The sequence below is a fragment of the Neobacillus niacini genome (assembly GCF_031456445.1).
Taxonomy (GTDB): Bacteria; Bacillota; Bacilli; order Bacillales; family Cytobacillaceae; genus Neobacillus; species Neobacillus niacini_I.
Window position 1 is genome coordinate 1 of sequence record NZ_JAVDUQ010000035.1, and the last position, 17,097, is coordinate 17,097.

Annotated in this window: 14 protein-coding genes and 2 pseudogenes; 13 read left to right on the top strand and 3 right to left on the bottom strand. The window is 35.8% G+C overall.

Translation table 11 applies throughout. The annotated features are described in order from the left end of the window. Positions 1-337: 337 nt before the first annotated feature. Entirely contained in the window at positions 338-1,090 is a 753-nt protein-coding gene (locus tag J2Y67_RS22200) for a hypothetical protein (protein WP_310177579.1), read from the bottom strand. A 1,067-nt stretch (positions 1,091-2,157) separates the two neighbouring features. Between J2Y67_RS22200 and J2Y67_RS22205 the strand changes: the two genes are divergently transcribed. From J2Y67_RS22205 to J2Y67_RS22215, 3 genes are all read left to right on the top strand, one after another. After that, positions 2,158-2,505 (top strand): hypothetical protein, encoded by a 348-nt coding sequence (locus tag J2Y67_RS22205; RefSeq protein ID WP_310177580.1) that lies wholly within the window; start codon positions 2,158-2,160, stop codon positions 2,503-2,505. Positions 2,506-2,661: 156 nt separating this feature from the next. After that, on the top strand, positions 2,662-3,033 hold the full coding sequence (locus tag J2Y67_RS22210) for a UPF0158 family protein (RefSeq protein WP_310177581.1): 372 nt from the start codon (positions 2,662-2,664) through the stop codon (positions 3,031-3,033). 110 nt (positions 3,034-3,143) lie between these two features. Next, positions 3,144-3,353 carry a hypothetical protein gene (locus J2Y67_RS22215; RefSeq protein WP_310177582.1) on the top strand — a complete coding sequence of 70 codons (210 nt, stop codon included), beginning with the start codon at positions 3,144-3,146 and terminating at the stop codon, positions 3,351-3,353. A 96-nt stretch (positions 3,354-3,449) separates the two neighbouring features. On the opposite strand, the gene J2Y67_RS22220 is transcribed toward J2Y67_RS22215, so the two are convergent. Continuing rightward, entirely contained in the window at positions 3,450-4,847 is a 1,398-nt protein-coding gene (locus tag J2Y67_RS22220; protein ID WP_310177583.1) for an aminotransferase-like domain-containing protein, read from the bottom strand. A gap of 113 nt (positions 4,848-4,960) precedes the next feature. Between J2Y67_RS22220 and J2Y67_RS22225 the strand changes: the two genes are divergently transcribed. Next, positions 4,961-5,878: a DMT family transporter gene (locus J2Y67_RS22225; RefSeq protein ID WP_310177630.1), complete on the top strand. Its 918-nt coding sequence runs from the start codon at positions 4,961-4,963 to the stop codon at positions 5,876-5,878. 832 nt (positions 5,879-6,710) lie between these two features. Continuing rightward, a pseudogene (gene ltrA, locus J2Y67_RS22230) lies at positions 6,711-8,504 on the top strand (group II intron reverse transcriptase/maturase). 301 nt (positions 8,505-8,805) lie between these two features. On the opposite strand, the gene J2Y67_RS22235 reads toward ltrA, so the two are convergent. Then, on the bottom strand, positions 8,806-9,198 hold the full coding sequence (locus J2Y67_RS22235; RefSeq protein ID WP_310177584.1) for a DUF3888 domain-containing protein: 393 nt from the start codon (positions 9,196-9,198) through the stop codon (positions 8,806-8,808). Positions 9,199-9,422: 224 nt separating this feature from the next. Here J2Y67_RS22235 and J2Y67_RS28090 point away from each other — a divergent pair, with 224 nt between their 5' ends. The 8 genes and pseudogenes from J2Y67_RS28090 to J2Y67_RS28190 all read left to right on the top strand — a co-directional run. Next, positions 9,423-9,602, top strand: coding sequence for a DUF5316 family protein (locus tag J2Y67_RS28090; protein ID WP_396954125.1), 180 nt, complete (start codon positions 9,423-9,425; stop codon positions 9,600-9,602). Positions 9,603-9,778: 176 nt separating this feature from the next. Beyond that, positions 9,779-10,216, top strand: a complete 438-nt coding sequence (locus J2Y67_RS22240) for a VOC family protein (RefSeq protein WP_310177585.1) — start codon at positions 9,779-9,781, stop codon at positions 10,214-10,216. 232 nt (positions 10,217-10,448) lie between these two features. Beyond that, positions 10,449-10,910, top strand: a complete 462-nt coding sequence (locus tag J2Y67_RS22245) for a GNAT family N-acetyltransferase (RefSeq protein ID WP_310177586.1) — start codon at positions 10,449-10,451, stop codon at positions 10,908-10,910. Between the two features lie 836 nt (positions 10,911-11,746). After that, the gene (locus tag J2Y67_RS22250; RefSeq protein ID WP_310177587.1) at positions 11,747-13,042 is read left to right on the top strand and encodes an IS110 family RNA-guided transposase; all 1,296 of its coding nucleotides are present in this window, start codon (positions 11,747-11,749) and stop codon (positions 13,040-13,042) included. 563 nt (positions 13,043-13,605) lie between these two features. Then, positions 13,606-14,121, top strand: a complete 516-nt coding sequence (locus tag J2Y67_RS22255) for a DinB family protein (protein WP_310177588.1) — start codon at positions 13,606-13,608, stop codon at positions 14,119-14,121. A 377-nt stretch (positions 14,122-14,498) separates the two neighbouring features. Then, positions 14,499-14,822, top strand: a complete 324-nt coding sequence (locus J2Y67_RS22260) for a DUF2834 domain-containing protein (protein ID WP_310177589.1) — start codon at positions 14,499-14,501, stop codon at positions 14,820-14,822. A 310-nt stretch (positions 14,823-15,132) separates the two neighbouring features. Next, on the top strand, positions 15,133-15,351 hold the full coding sequence (locus J2Y67_RS22265; RefSeq protein ID WP_310177591.1) for a cyclase: 219 nt from the start codon (positions 15,133-15,135) through the stop codon (positions 15,349-15,351). 79 nt (positions 15,352-15,430) lie between these two features. Next, positions 15,431-15,655, top strand: a pseudogene (locus J2Y67_RS28190) (immunity protein Imm33 domain-containing protein); the annotation flags it as partial. Positions 15,656-17,097 lie beyond the last annotated feature (1,442 nt).

Consider the following 17,097-nt stretch of genomic DNA (forward strand, 5'->3'; position numbering starts at 1 on the left):
GATGTGAATGCTGCAAAAAATATTAAAGAAGAAGGTATTCGTATTTTAAACGAACTATATGCTAGTTCAGAAGTAGCCTAATTTTTAATTAACATTTGTATTTTTTCCTCACCGTAGGAACTACGGGTTGTGCCTGTCAGCATCTCAAGATGCTGTTTGTCGAGCTTTTGGGCAATGGAGGGAGTGTAAGACGTTACATAGTGTGGTGCAGTTCCCAATGAAGCAGGAATCTCGTGACTTCAGTCATGAGAGGTTCAAGAAATTATAATCCTTGTGTTGAAAGAATAAAAAAAACTCGCTGATTAAAGTGAGTTTTTTAATAAAAATATATTTTAAATTATTCATAACGAGGAGTGTCGTAGGCTACTTTTGGAATTTTTATATTTACGTTTTTAAATTGTTGATAATGGGTAACGATTTTATTTTTATATGTAACGTTATTGATCGAAACAGAAATATTCCTTTCAAGAGATACCGGAAAATACGTTCTAGAATCCAGGATAAGCTTAAGGGAATAAGACTTCACTTTCGCCTTACCTGAGTCGGAAATTGGACCGTAAATCGAACTTATTTCTTTGTTATTAAGAGAGGGGTTCGTTTGTTTTTTTGTTTGTAATATGATCCTTTTTCCTGATTTTTCATATTCTAGGTACTTTTTATTTTGCTGTAATTGGGAGTAAACAGAGGCTAAATCGTTTATTTTTAATGTCTCCGAAAATTCTTTGTCTAGGACAGGATGGGCTAACCAACTATCATAAGATTTTAAATACATCATTTTGTCTTTGATATACATTACAGAGTTTGGGTCAATATGCTCGGTATTTTTTGAACTAATGGATTTTACATAACCCTCTTTATTTTTAAAATTCACCATCGTGTTTAATGTACTGTTAGAACTTAACCGATGAATTTCTTTATTGGTTCTATCATATGCAGCTGTTTTATATTCAGATACGGCTGAGAATTCTTGCATACTATTTATTTTTTTACCAAATGAATCGATCGTATCATCAATGGTCGTATCATGGCTGCAAGCCCCTAATAATATTCCAATTGATAAAGCAGCGACTGTTAATGCCGTTTTCTTCATGAACAAAAATCCACCCCCGAAAGCAAAATTTATATATTATGAAACTTTTGCTTTCTAGTATTATATTTCAATGAATGATAAAAAATGAATAAACCCCATCATTGAATTTTTAGTTTCTTTTGGACTACCAAAATTTACAGCTATCCTCCAATTTAGATAGATGATATATTTGTCTTGTAAGTTCTTAACGGAACTTAAGTCCAACAAGGACACTGAGAACGGGTCAGGGCGGGAACGCAGCAGCCATAACTGGTGAAATTGTGTGGGCTATTACATAGAACAAAAAGCGAAAAACGCTAAACTCGATCTAATTGGAGTTTAGCGTTTTTTATTTGTGTTTTAACAATATCATAAAGTGAGGGTATCCATTTCGGAGGCAAAGATTAGGGGCAGGCAAATTTTGCGATGTTTATTAATCTTAATGAATCAATACTCAAGTAAAAACTGTGAAAACGCTAATATTTATACACATTTGTGAAACTATGTTTACTGCATTATCGGGGCGTGGAAGAAGGATTAATTATTAGTGTTCTAGAATAAAGATAATTAAAGGAAAAATATGGGCGTAATTATGAATAAAAACATAATGTCTTTTTCAATTCTTTTTTTGTGGTTATGTATTGTTTTCGGTTCTCGGCCTATTTCACAATCTTTAAGATTCAAAAAAAATGATGTTGTTAAGATACATCAGGAACAAAATCGTTATCAGTTTATCAAAATGTCGGATGATTACAAAATAATTTTTGATAAACAAACAGGAGATTATTGGGAAAAAGACACCAAATTAAACTTTTATCAAATAGAAATTTCACAAAAAAAGACAAATGTGAACGACAGTCTTTTTCCTTAAGGAGAGATTGTGAGGAATCTCACTTAAACTAAAGGGTGCAAGAGTTGTAGATCAAGCTGTCATTGTGGCAGCTTTTCTTATTGCACTAAGGGCAAGTTTTCTTTAAGAAGGGTTACATACATATTAATATCGGAGGTGTTGGAATGATTACGGTTAGAAATGCTGAGAGTCACCTTAAAGATAAGATTGGTGACGACACTGATGATATTAAAAAAATTTGGGATGTTTCAAGGGATTTTGTAAAGAACCCGTAGAGGGGGAAGAAGATAAGGAAATTCTATTTGAATGTGGTATTTATGATTTTACTGGAGAAGAACTATTTCATTTTGGTTTTGTACGTCAGTTTTCTATCTTTGAAGAAGACGAGTACGACCATATGGAACAACTTCACTGTTTATTTTATTTTAAACCTACCGAAGAGTTAAAAATGTTAGAGGCAACAGAATGGTCAATGGATTATGATGATTTAGATACTTTTTTTAATCATATAGAAAACCTTCAGGAGTTTAATATACCTTTAAATTTAAAGCCAATAAGTTCGGAGATATATCAGGAAGAGGTTTAAGCCTTATTTCACTAACTGGGTGCATTAGTAAAAAATATCAAAAGGTGATCTAATTATGGGTATACAAGTCAAACTGAAAGATATTATCGAGGAAATGGAAATACAGTTTGAAGAATCACGTTCTTACTAAATATTAAAACGGGTGAAATAGTGTTAGTGACATCGGAAGACTTGAGAGCTGCTGAAGACGAAAAACCGTTTGATCATTTACCTGAATGGGAACGTGAAAATAGAATGGTTGCAATCGATGTGGTTGAAAACTTTGAAAATTATATAGAATTACCTACTAAATATGATGTGAATGAATATGAGATAATGGAAAACTTTTGCCTAACTGTAAGTGAACAACGAAAGCAAGAATCCTTATTAAGGGCAATTAGGGGAAAGGGTGCCTTTAGAAGATTTAAGGACAAAATTATAGATTTTGGAATAGAAGAACAATGGTATTCATGTCAAGACGAGTGTTTTAAACAAATTGCGATTGAATGGTGTCAGGAAAATAAAATAGACTTTTTTTTATTGAATTAAATGGTTAGTTGCATAAGAAATGGTGTTGTTTTGAATATATACAAGTTTATAATTGAACTGCTAAAATTTAAAAGCTAAACAAAAAATGACAATGAGGAGCTTTTTTAAAAATGATAAGAAAAAAGAAAGTCCGTGGAAAAAGAAGGATGTATTGTAATTTTAGGAGTATCATTGCGAAATGGTCAGAATCTCTACCAACTCCCCGGGATTTAAGTCCAACATATTTCGGATATGTGGCATATGATTTTGACATGTATGAGGACTTTAAAGGTTACGAAGATTTCTCTAAAGCCCAAAAAAGAGAATTAGCATTTCATTAGAAAAAGTAATTTGAGATTTTGAAGATTTCACCTAACGACAGCAGGATAGAACAATAAGTGGTTCTGCCAGCAAAAGCAATTTCTTGACGCTACACCTTATTGAGTAGAGCGTACTAAATTAATAAACTTCCTAAGTCCTTCCGAGATTTGTTCTTCATTGGCATAGGAATAGCTTAACCGAAGCCAAGAGGATGGCTCCTTTAAGGGGTCACATATTTGACCAGGAACAAAGGATATTGATTGCTCCAGACTCTTGACCAATAAGTCTTCTGTTGACAGGCTGCCTGGGAGCTGTACCCATAAATTCAAGCCACCATTTGGGCTGGTCCATTGCCAATCAGTAACGGACAGTTCTTCCTCCATGATTTCCTTTCGTATTTGCAGCGCAATTCGCAGTTTCTCAACATGTTGCTGCAGCCTTGGAGATGAAAAGTAATGCAGGAAAATCTTTTGATTTAAAAGCGGTGATCCATTATCGGCCAATGATTTTACTGCTAGCAGTGATTTCACCACGGAAGACTGACCGTTCATCATGACGGCTATTCGCAACCCTGGTGATACATATTTGCAAAAGCTTTTGATATAAATCACCATGCCAGAAGTATCATAGGTATACATGGGCGGCGGAGGTTCCTGATCAAAAAAGATGTCGTAGTAAGCATCGTCTTCTATTAACAGACAGCGGTAGTGCTCGGCTAACTGGACTAATTGCTTTCTTTGAGCCGATGGGACCGTGTATCCGGTTGGATTATGGAAGGTTGGATTCAGATAAAACAGACGAGGTTTGTGTTTTTTCATGATGAATTCAATCTCCTCTAAATCATATCCGTACGGATGGATATCGACGGTTACAATATTGGCTCCTTGTGCTCGAAAAATATCAATGGCAGAACTATAGCTCGGCCGCTCTAAAAGGATAGTGTCTCTTGATTTTACAAATGCCTGGGCTATCAGATGAATGGCTTGCTGGGAACCGGCCGTAATTAATAGCTGATCTGGATGTGTAATCGTTTTATAATGCTGATTAAAATAGTTAGAAAGTGATTGACGCAGTTCATGATCGCCTTGAACGGTGGAGTAGGTGGAGAGAACCTTTGGGTAGAGATCAAAAACTTTTTTTACATAGTCCGATATGAAGCGATTTGGCAAAAGATTAGGGTCAATTAATGCCTGCGAAAATTGATAGGAAACAGGGATCTGATGGATTTCCGATAAATGATTTTTTTGCACATATGCAGAAACGATCGGATTTTCCAGGCTTTCTAAGTAATTAATTTCACGGGATTGGACATAATAGCCAGATTTATCTTTGACATAGACTTTATTTTCCTGTTTAAGATGCTGGTAGGCCTTTAATACGGTTAAGCGATGAACCTTCATCTCAGCGGCTAAATTTCTAATTGAAGGGAGCTTTTCATTTTCTTTCCATTCATTGAGTTCGATTCGGTGTAATACATAATCGTATATTTGTTTAAATAAGTAATCTCCATTCATTTTTTTCCCTCCCCATCCCTTTGATTTTAGCATGTTTCTCCTTGATCTGGTCTAATGATTTTCATCTGTTCTATTATCTTTCACCTATAATGGAGCAAAAAGGAGGAATTGACATGGTATTGTTTGGTTATTTGTTTATGTGTCTGATTTTTAGTACGACATTTCTTGCGATAAAAATAGGGATTGATGCAGGCGTGCCGCCTTTTTTCTCAGCTGGCCTTCGCTTTTTTTTAGCAGGTTTGATTGTATTTGCCATCATGATGTTAAAAAGAAAGACTACACTAAGAATGTTTTTTCGTATGGAGATGCTATTGACGGGGATTGGGCTGACTTTTGGTACTTTTGCCACATTATATTGGGCAGAGCAGTTTGTCCCGTCAGGAACGGCAGCCGTCTTATCAGCTACCGGGCCGATGATGATACTGCTGATTCAAACTTTTATTTTAAAAACGAAAGCAAATTCGAGTTCCTTTATTGGATGTTTCGTAGGAATAGCGGGGGTCTTTCTCCTCATTTTACCGAGCTTTACTTTTCTTGTTAATTCCTTGGTGCTTGGCGGCTGTCTCTTAATTATGGTAGGTGAGGTGTTTTATGCATCAGGAACGATTTATTCGAAAAGGGTGATCAATCAGTTTGATAAAATTTCCCCGATTGCTTTAAATGCCGTTCAAATGATGCATGGCGGGATCCTGTTAATGATTTTGTCTCTTGTGACTGAGGATTTCCAAGTGGCTGCTTTAGTGAGTCCGGCAGCAATCGGATCGTCTCTTTATTTGATAGTAGTTGGATCAATGGGCGGACATAGTCTCTATTACTGGCTTGTCTCTAAGACAAACACTGTTTTCCCTTCTACCTGGCTTTTTGTTTCACCGATTCTTGCTATGGTGCTGGGAGTCGTTTTTTATCATGAAACTCTTTCATGGTTGTCTGGTATAGGTGCATTGACGATTATCCTTGGAACCATAATCATTTCTCTGCCAAATTTGAGGTCTTATCCGCACTCCTCAGTTAAAGTTTTAAGTGGTAGATGAAGAAGCACGGTGCTGGACACTTCCCCGCTGGAGAGGCTTTAATAGAGATTAGGATGATATACTCTAAAACCAAACTTCATATTCGACTTGGAATTAAAGATTAATCTTCAACAATCGGGCGCCGATCGACAAGTTCTGTTATAAATGTCTTGCCACATGAAATACAGGGGATTATCGAAGATTAATCCTAACTTTACAACGGAGGATGGGAATGACGGAACCATGTTTCCCGAAACCATCCCGTCAATACTCCTGCATGCGTTATAACTGACAGGTTATGAGGTCTGAAGTACAGGTGGATTCGGCAGAACGAAGGCTGAAGCCATTCTTTAAGAAAAGGTATGCCAACGGATATGCCGCACGGCTGAAAAACTAGATACGGTGAGAATAGTTTCATTATATAGGAACTGACGAACTTCCGAAGGTAAGGGTCTAAAGATTGAACATAGGGAAACTTATGTCCCATCTAACGATGGGGTGAGTGGTGTTGAGTAAAAATGCGCCCTCTGAAAAACGCTATACCGAACAATGGCGGTATCCAGCTCACAGGCTTATAGGGAGCGCCTACGTCTAGAACGGATAGCTACGTTGTAAGGGACTTGGAAAGCAAGGAACGTTGAAACGAGGGCTGTCACCTGAAACGGTTGCTATAAGGCATAAGTTGAAATGCATTCATCCTTGTGAGGGTAGGGGCACGACTGATGAATCTCCTGTAATGGGAGTGGAGGAACAGCCCCAAGTCTAACGAAATTGAACGATTATTTTCCAAACGTGTATTGCACCGATCGGGTAGGAACGTGGGAACATCACCTCGAAGAGGAGGGATGCCACAGTGCAAACTCTACGATATTGGGATTACTACGGCATGAAGGAAACCTTTACAGACCTATATGGTAAGGCCACCAAACAAGAATCTTTTAAGCATTTATACGATATTATTACATCAAGGGAAAACATCTTGTTAGCCTATCGTACCATTAAGTCCAACAAAGGTTCAAAGACTGCGGGAACGGATGGGAAAACCATCAATGACATTGAAAAGATATCAGAAAACGAATTAGTAACGGAGATTCAAAAGTAACTAAAAAACTATCGCCCAAAGAAAGTCAGACGTAAACTTATTGAAAAAGATAATGGCAAATGGAGACCACTTGGAATTCCTTGTATTCTCGACCGAATTATACAACAAAGTTTTAAACAAGTACTTGAACCCATAGGAGAAGCGCAATTCTATAAACATAGTTATGCATTTAGACCTTTACGGTCTACCCATCATGCAATGGCAAGAGTACAATACCTCATCAATCAAGCGTCGCTTCATTATGTTGTTGACATTGATATAAAAGGGTTCTTTGATAATATTAACCATACATTGCTGATAAAACAACTATGGAACTTGGGTATCCAAGATAAAAAGGTCTTAGCGTGTATCTCCAAAATGTTAAAAGCTGAAGTTGATGGTGAAGGAATACCTACAAAAGGCGCGCCGCAAGGCGGCTTGTTATCGCCATTACTTTCAAATGTCGTACTCAATGACTTAGACCAATGAGTAGCCGAACCAATGGGAATTCTTCCCTTTGAATAAATTCTTCAAAACAAGAGAAGGAGAAAGGTACGCCAAAAAGCGTACCAAACTTAAAGAAGGGTACCTAGTCCGCTTTGCGGACGACTTTAAAATTCTCTGTCGAGATTGGAAAACCGCACAAAAGTGGTTCATGCCGTGAGGCAATACCTAAAAGAACGTCTAAAACTAGATATTTCGCCGGAAAAATCAAAGATTATAAATCTACGAAAACATGAATCTGAATTTCTTGGATTCACCATCCGTGCGAATAGGAAAGGGAAAAAGCGAGTAGCGCATACAGGTATAAAAGCCAATAAAAAGCAAAAAATCAAATCAGAGGCAAAAAAGCATATTCTAAAACTGAAAGCCTCACCGACCGCACAAAATGCACTACTCTTTAATAGTTTTGTTTTAGGAATCCATAATTATTTCAATCGAGCAACGCATGTCAATCTTGAGTTCTCACGTTTAGCTTACGATCTGCGAACGTTTATGTACAATCGTCTTAAATCTGTCGGGAAATATGAACATCCTACAAACCCACCACCCACCTACAAAAAGTTTTACAGTTTGAGTTTCAAAACGTTTAAAGTAGCTAATGTTTACCTATTTCCTCTTGCCAATGTAAAAACAAGGAACAATATGAACTTTACCCAAAGTCTGACTCCCTATACAGAAGCAGGAAGAGAATGTATACACAAGCAGCTTCATATGGATATTCAACGTGAAATTTCTGTTCTGATGAAATCGACCATTCTGACATGAAGTGTCGAATATATGGATAATCGAATAAGTCGGTACAGTATGAAAATGGGGAAATGTGAAATCACTGGCACTTTCCTTTCTGCCAGTGATGTCCACTGCCATCACTATATCCCGAAACACCTTGGTGGAAATGATAAATTCAATAATTTGCGTATTCTCCATAAAGAGGTACATAAGTTAATCCATCAAACGGACAAACAGACGATTGACATACTCATAACTAAACTGGGTATAACCACGCCAATGGTTCAAAAGATTAACAAATACCGTGAAAAATGCGGAATGGAGTTAATCTAATAACCCCAACTATACGAGTAACATGGAACTTATAATCTAGTACATACCGTTAGATGGAACGCGGAATGCGGGGAAACTTGCACGTTCCGTGTGGAGCAGGGGAAAAGCCGGAGATTACATCAAACGCTTACCTATTGCTGACAATTCTAGAATTTAGAATTACGCTCTTTCTTTATGTATAGGGCCAGATTGTGGAGGATCGTTTTAAAAGAAAATTGGGTATTTATCGAGGAGATTGTGAAGGATTGTACTAAAGCTAACGGGGCAGTTTGAGAATATAACCGAAGAAAAAACACCCTTTTTACAAAGGATGCCTGCATTTAGTTTCATTTGGCTTTAACCTTCTTCTTTTGAAATCAATAGCCTGCCACTCTATGGTTTTTTCATTACTAAAAGTGATCGTCACTAAATCATTGGGAGGACCGTGAGCACCTTCAAATGTTATTACCTGCACGGTGACATTAAATAAGTAACTGCCTTGTGGCAGCTTCTTAATTTGGGTTATTTTACCACAATAATTTTGTTTAATTTCGCCATATTGCTTCTTCAATTCCTGTTGAATTGAGGGATAAAGCAAAATTAGAATTAAGTCATCACGCAACTGTATATCATTTTTAGTTACGGTTTCAGCTTTAACGGGTGAATAAGAGAAAAGGGTTAAGCAGGCAATAAATATGAAAAGGCTTTTTCTCATAAAAATCCTCCATTCCAGTTTTCTCTTATAATTAACAATTAAAGAAATTCTTATTAAGCTAAAGGGTGCTTGAGCTTAACAGAGGGTCGCTGTTGCGGCCCTTTTTCTTGCTCAACTAAAGGGCAGGTTAGTATAAGAAGGGATTTGTATTCATTTCTAGAATATACATAATTAGGAAATGAGAAGGTGGGAGTTTAAATGTCTCAATTTTTTTAATCCTAGGGATAGTCGGTATTATTATTTCTGGAATTTTTATGGGAGTATGGACTAATGAACAACAACAGAGAGCAAATTTTCATTCAGAAACAGGAGAACATAGAAACTTCAGATCTAAAATAGCATTGTATTCTGGTTTGGCAGGAGTAATTTCATTGGGGATTTCTGGACTAATATACTTACTATGAGGACAGGCGTTTTCTTAAAGATCTGGCTGCTAATTACGCAGCCTTTTTTTCTTATTGAACTAAAATGGCAGGTTTGTTGAAGAAGGATATTTTCTGTTTTAAGCGAATTAGAATTTCAAACAAACCTTACACGAATACAGGTATTGAAAATAACAGGAATATAGGGGGTATGAGATATGAAGATCAATAGAATAGATCATGTGAGTATAAACGTAAATGATCTTTCAGAGGCTAAAGCGTTTTTTCTTGATTTAGGACTTGAAGTGCAAGCGGAATGGGAATTGGATGGAGAACAGTTGGACAGAATAGTTGGGCTTAATGATGTTAAAACGGCATGTGTAGGATTGGCGATGCCAGATGGTCAGGCATGGATAGAGCTAGTCAAATTTTATACGCCGTCAGATGAAAAAGATATTCAGCAACCTTTTGCAAATACTCTGGGTATCCGACATATTTGCTTTGCTGTTGAAGATATTGAAGCTATTGTTGCAAAATTGAAAAAGAAAGGCACGGAAATCTTTAGTGAGATACAGCAATATGAAGAAAGTTATAAGTTATGCTACGTTCGTGGTCCAGAGGGAATTATTTTAGAGTTGGCGGAGAAAATCAGATAAATATTGAATGGGACTTTAAATGATTTGACTTCCAACTTTAAAGATTTCTTCTTAAACTATCGGGTGCTTAAGTTTAGCAAAGAGTCGTAGCTGCGTTTCTCTTGTTCAACTATCGGGGCAGGATAGTTCAACAAGAATTAGGTAAAAAAGAATGGATTTTTGTTTTTATCACAGATATTTATGCTATTATTTGAAATATTACATTATTTACTAATAAGGGTGTGCATCACAAGTGGAAGTTAGAATTAAGAGAACCAAATTGGATGAAGTCGAAAAATTGTTAGCTATTCAGAAAGAAGTTTTTGCTGAAGATTATGCATTATACGAAGACCACGACTCTACTCCAGTAAATGAAACAGCTGAGAAATTAATAGAAAACATTGAACGTTTTTTTCATTACACAATATGGTTGGGCAACGATATTATTGGGGCAATAGATATTCGACCATTGGATGACAGCCGATTGAGATTAAGCAAATTATTCTTAGAAATTGAATTTCAAAATAAAGGACTTGGAAGTAAGTTAATCAAATTAATCGAGTCGGAATTCCCTTTGATAAAAGATTGGAGTTTATATACTCCATATTTAAACAAAAGAAATCACCACTTTTATGAAAAGTTAGGTTACTTAAAAATAGGTGAAGTACAAATTACAGAAAAACTTCGGTTATTTAAATATGAAAAAATGTTATAGATTATTTAAGTTTTTCTTCTCCATTAGAGATTTCCGTTAGCTTTGTTGTGGAAACTTTGTGGTGTTCTTAAAACAAGATTGTGAAGAATTATACTTAAAGTAACGGGTGCTTGAGCGAAACAAACACAAGAGGTAATAGTATGGGGCAAATAAGGTTAATGATTTCAGCAATTTTATCTTTGATTGTATCAATATTGAATTTTACAGACCACAGATATGTATACGGTACATTAGGAGCAATTATATTTGTTTTTGTGGTAATTGAACTGATAAAACAATTAAGAAGCAAAACTGAAAGATAAGTTGTGCAAGAGTTAAAGATTAGCTGTCATTTTCGGCAGCTTTTCTTATTGAAGTAACTGTCAGTTTAGATGAAGAAGGTTAATTAAAACAAGCAGAGAATTATTATGTATATAAATACACAGGGATGATTTTAACGATGAAAAAGATTAGGACATATACACCTAAAGCGTTTGAAGAAAATCCGACCAGGGGAGAAAAAACTCGCTGGTCTATTTATAATTTGCTTTCCAGCTGTTTAGGAGTTGGTTGTGCAATCCCGTTACTTTTCTCTTTAACAGTAATAGGACTTGTGTTTTTGCTACTATAAAGGGATAGTGAAAGGGAGATTGTGAAATATTGTTCTTAAACAAAAGGGTGCAAGAGTTGTAGATCAAGCTGTCATTGTGGCAGCTTTTCTTATTGCATTATAGGGGCAGCATTCCTGTAATGAGTGAAAATGAGGTTTGAACAAAAAAATAACCTCTTGGTAGAATAAGAGTGTCCTGAAGCTGGCCAGCGAAAAGGACAACACTCAAATACCAGGAGGCTTTAAAATGAATTATAACCAAAATAAGAAGATCGCTCAAATAACTTCTCAAACACTTATTATAGGTGTGGACATTGCTAAATTCAAGCATGTGGCACGTGCCCAGGACTTTAGAGGAATGGAGTTCGGATCACCTTGCTATTTTGAAAACACAAAAGAGGGGTTCGGGCATTTTATTACATGGATTTCTGAACTGAAGAGAGAACAAGCCATGGAAAAAGTGATGGTTGGAATGGAACCAACTGGCCACTATTGGTTCAACCTGGCACATATTCTGAAAGAAAATAAGATTAAGTTTGTAGTAGTCAATCCCTTGCACGTAAAGAAAAGCAAGGAACTCGATGATAATTCACCAACTAAAAATGATGTAAAAGACGCAAAAGTCATTGCCCAGCTGGTCAAGGACGGAAGATACTCTGAACCTACAATACCGCAAGGAGTGTATGCCGAGCTCCGGGTGGCAAAGAAAATACGCGATCTTCTAACGGATGACCTACAAACGGTCCAAGGACAGGTTCACAACTGGATTGACCGGTACTTTCCAGAATTTCTAACGGTCTTTAAGAAGTGGGAAGGGAAGGCAGCCTTACAATTCTTAAAACTATATGCTTTACCGCATGAAATAATAAAATTCTCTGATCAAGAACTGCTTACCCACCTAAGAAAAGCCGTTACCCGGAGTGTGGGGCTTAATAAGATTCGAGAGTTAAAGCAAGCAGCTGGTAAGTCCATCGGACTTCGGCAAGGCTCTGATATGGCTAAACTGGAGCTAAAAACTTTACTTGATAAATATGAATTAATCCAACTTAAATTCGAAGAATTAGATGCAAAAATAGATATTTTACTTGATCAAATACCAGGTGTACCACAGATGTTAGCTATTAAAGGAGTTGGAAGGGATACGGTTGCCGGTTTCTTTGCGGAAGTAGGTGACCTTAATGATTATACTCATCCCCGACAAATTATTAAGCTGGCTGGCTTAAGTTTAAAAGAAAATACATCTGGTAAGCATAAGGGAAAAACGACGATTACAAAAAGGGGCCGTAAGAAACTGAGGGCCTTATTGTTCAGAGTGTGTATGATTCTGGTTGCAAAAAATTCTGCTTTTAAAGCATTACATGCTTACTATACTCAACGTTCTGATAATCCATTAAAGAAGATGCAATCTCTTATTGCTTTATGTAATAAACTGATCCGTATTTTCTTTAGCATAAGTAAAAAGCAATTTGAATTTAGTGAAGAAAAGATGTTAGAGGATATTCCTCATTTGTCAGTAGCAAAGAAAGTAGAAATAGCCGCTTGATTCTGTTTTAGATTTAGAATAAATAGTAGCTTCATGTTTTTAAGGCTTGGGTACATTTGAAGCACGGATTAGTCGGCAAAGCAACTAAATTACGGGCAAGGGACCCTGTGGGGCATCATGGCTGACATCCACCTCATGGAAAGGTTGGACGAAGGAATTTGAGAGCAAAGACTCTGTGAGGCATGGGAGGGTTGACCTCCATGAGAAATGTGGACATCCACCAGTGCGATCATATTTTAACTCATCCACCAATTTCTGTAAGTGATTGGCTGGCGGGCTAAAAGTCTTTTTTCTCAAATGGCCCAGTATTATCCTTTTCAGTAATGTACACCCAAATATTAAATGATTACCGCAAGGTAAAACACTATGAAAATCTAAGGAAAATGGAGAAATCGGGAGATTTTGCTTTCTTTATTGAGGGAGTTTAGTTGAACAATCGTCATTAGCTTTATTCCACAATCGGGCCATTTAGTTGAAGATCTCATCAGATAAGTAATAATATCTAAAGGAATAATTCATTCTGATAAAGAATATAAAAAATGTGATGATAAGGAGGCGATTGTATGGCAAATCATGTAGAAAATCTATATAACTATCATGTATGGGCAAATCAACGGATTATTGATCATCTTAAGACACTTTCTCCTGAGAAATATCAAAAGGAAATGAAAAGTGTCTTTTCTTCTGTTTCAAAGGTTTTATCGCATCTCTATTTGGTGGAATATGGATGGCTTAATACCCTCGAAGGTCAGAGTATGAATGAAGCAATGCAATCTTCATTTCAACTTCAAGAAAAGATTGAGAAACTGCCCATTGAAGACTTAGAAATGGAATTTCACACTTTAACATCTCGGTTTAAATCCTTTTTGAACAGACAGGAAGATATGGAAAAGAGAATAATGTTGGATAATCCATGGGCAGGATTAAGAGAAACAAGTATATCAGAAATGGTCTTACACGTTGTGAATCATGGAACCTATCATAGAGGAAATATTTCAGCTATGTTACATCAGATGGGTGATTCTTCAGTTATGACTGATTATGTTTTTTATTGGTATTCTGAAAATGTATCATTATAAATAGGCAAGAGAAGAGTAATCCATTTTTTCTTCAAAAAGGTTATGTTTGTTGAGGTTCGAGAGATGTTTCCACAGATCTTTCTTTGAGCTAACGGATAACTTTAATCAAACAATTGTTGATCCAAAGTAATCACTCTTCTACGATATTTAACATTACCAGCAAGAATTTGTTAATTGCTTCCACAATATCGACTAATATGAGCTTCATGTTTATTCAAGAAAAGGGCGCATTTCCGGAATATGGATTAGCGTCCTTTTTCATGATAGGGCCAGATTGTTTAGTAAAGGAATCTTCAATAATATATATATTTTGAACGATCTTAGAATTAGTTATGGTAATCTAATAGTAACTTTGTTAAAAAAGGGGAAATTATCCAGTGAAAAAATTATATTTAATTTTAGGGCTAATTGGTACTATTTTTCCGTATTATTTTTTTATTCAGTTCCTCAGGGATAATGGACTTGATTTAGGTTTATTAATGGAATTATTATTTACTAACACGATATCGGCCTTTTTTGCAGTTGATTTTATAATCTCATGTGTTGTTTTCTTGGTATTTATGTTCAATGAATCACGAAAGTATAACATTAAAGAAAAATGGATTTGTCTTTTATCTCTGTTTACAGTTGGATTATCTTTAGCACTACCTTTATTTTTGTTTTTTAGACATTCTTATATTAATAGTAAAGATGAAGTATAAATTAGAAAATAAGCATGTTCCAGCTAAGATAAGTAAAATGTTTATTCAAGTATCGGGCGCTTTTCTTTAGTAAGAAGGCGTCTTTTTGATATGCCCCTACACATCAAGGGATTAGATTTTGTTAAGGTAAAAAAAGATTGTAAAGATTTTCACTTAAACTAACGGGTGCAAGAGTTGCAGAAGATAAAGCTGTCATTTAGGCACCTTTTCTTATTGAACTATATGGGAGTGGAAGAGTGGAATAAGGTATTTGTTTGTTAATAACAGAATATACATAACATTCTAAAACTAAGTTTAAGGTGGATTCGAAATGGATAAAAGAGTTCAATTCGACTTTGAAATCGAATTTACAAATGGTGGTGGAATTCAAGGGCAGGAATTCCGTCTTGATATTGATGGAGATGACATTTCTGACGAAGAGCTGGCAAGGTATATTGTAGAAGATATGAGGTTGCTAATGGTTGGCAAAGTAAGGATTCTTAACAAGAAAATCATAAATGAAAAACATAAACGAAGAAGTGCTGATTAGAAATAATAAAAATTTATTAAAGTTTAAGTTGCAATATAAGTCAGCTTTTCTTTTTGACTAAACGGGGGCAGGAGAAGAATTTTCCGAAGACCTTGATTTTTTTGTCCCTCTTTATATAGCACATATTAATGAGTGGGAACCAAATATAAAAAAGTATCTTGCTTTAGCACCAGGATGGAGATTTTTAATTGCTGTTGACAATATAGATGTTTGGTTTGACCAAGATATGCTTGATCGAACGTGGAAAAACGGCGAAACTATTTGGTTAGATACAGATATCGACAATGATGGTATTCCGAATTAGATCGACAAGGGGCGTTTAGTTGAGTCTGGTAAAGCTAGGCTGAACAAGAAAAGTTTGAATTTTCACCTAATATTGCCTTTTTTACATCATTGGCTTATACCATCATTACTTTTGCAGCAATGCTATATCACTATAGAAGTTATTTATAAAGTTCGGCTGTATTTTACTTTACTAATTAAAATGATTCCCGTTTCATAACAAATGACTATGAACTTGGAAACTCTCCAAGTTCTTGTTTGTGTCATCTTAGAATCCTATAAGTGGAAGAAGAGCAATTCAAAAAGCACACGCATCCACAGACGATTAGGATGGCTTGAGGTGGCGATTTAAGAGTAAATTCTCCCCTTTTTTCACACCTTCTCCCGCTGATTTAATACAAAGTAAAAAGAAGAAGTTTAACAAAAACACACCATGAGTGGTGTAATTTGAATAAATTTGAAAACGATGGGGGAGATAGTTTTTGAGAAAATCTTTCTTAATCATAATGCTTTTGATTAATATTTTTTACATAGTGGTTTACCTCATCAATTTTAATCTTTTTACACTAAACAAACTATGGATTTTCTATTTTTTAATTAGTATATTTTTTATGTATTTTATTTGTTCCGTTCAAGGAAACAATCTGTTCAAAATCTTTTATTATCAATTGCCACATTAGTAGCAAGTATTAGTTCTTTAGGTGCTTATTGTTTTCAATTTTTAATTTATAACCTTATGGGATAACAGTATTAAACTAACTGGGTGGGAGATGTTGGATCAAATTGTTTCTTTATTCAAGTAACAGGGGCTTTAATTGGTGATTAAAAATCCTTTGTCCAAATTAAAAACCCTATAATTAGAGCAATGCTTTTATATTGCTTTATAGATTTTATGCTCGAAATCATCTCTGTTACTTGGTGTGTTTGTGAGAAGTTGATCGGAGCGGAAGGTGAGAGACTCCTGCGGGAGCAGCGGGACAGGTGAGACCCCACAGGCGCAGGCGCCGAGGAGGCACACCGCCCGCCCCGCGGAAAGCGAGCATCCTCGTGACAGGCAAAAGGCAGCCTGTCCCTGCGATGATAATTCTAGGAAGCTTCCCTTAGTGGAGCGGAAATCAGCCACTCTTCTTTTTGGATAAATAAAAACAAAGTTTACGAATACAACCAAAATTAATAAGATGTAAGGCTGTTTTCGTTAAGTTTGTAGTTTTTCGAACAAAGCCAAAACCCGCACTATTACGGCATCGTGGTGTGAAGGAATTAAGAAATGTATGGATCAAATTCGGTGATTTTTGTTCTAGTGATTTTACAAATTTATCACTTGGATATAAATTCTTGTTATTCACCATTAAAAGGAAATTATCCTCGAAAAAAGATTAAAGAATAAAAAAAAAAATTTTACATACACTCTATAAAAAATATAAAATTGGTATTTGTGTATTACAAGCTTGGTTGACTAAAATA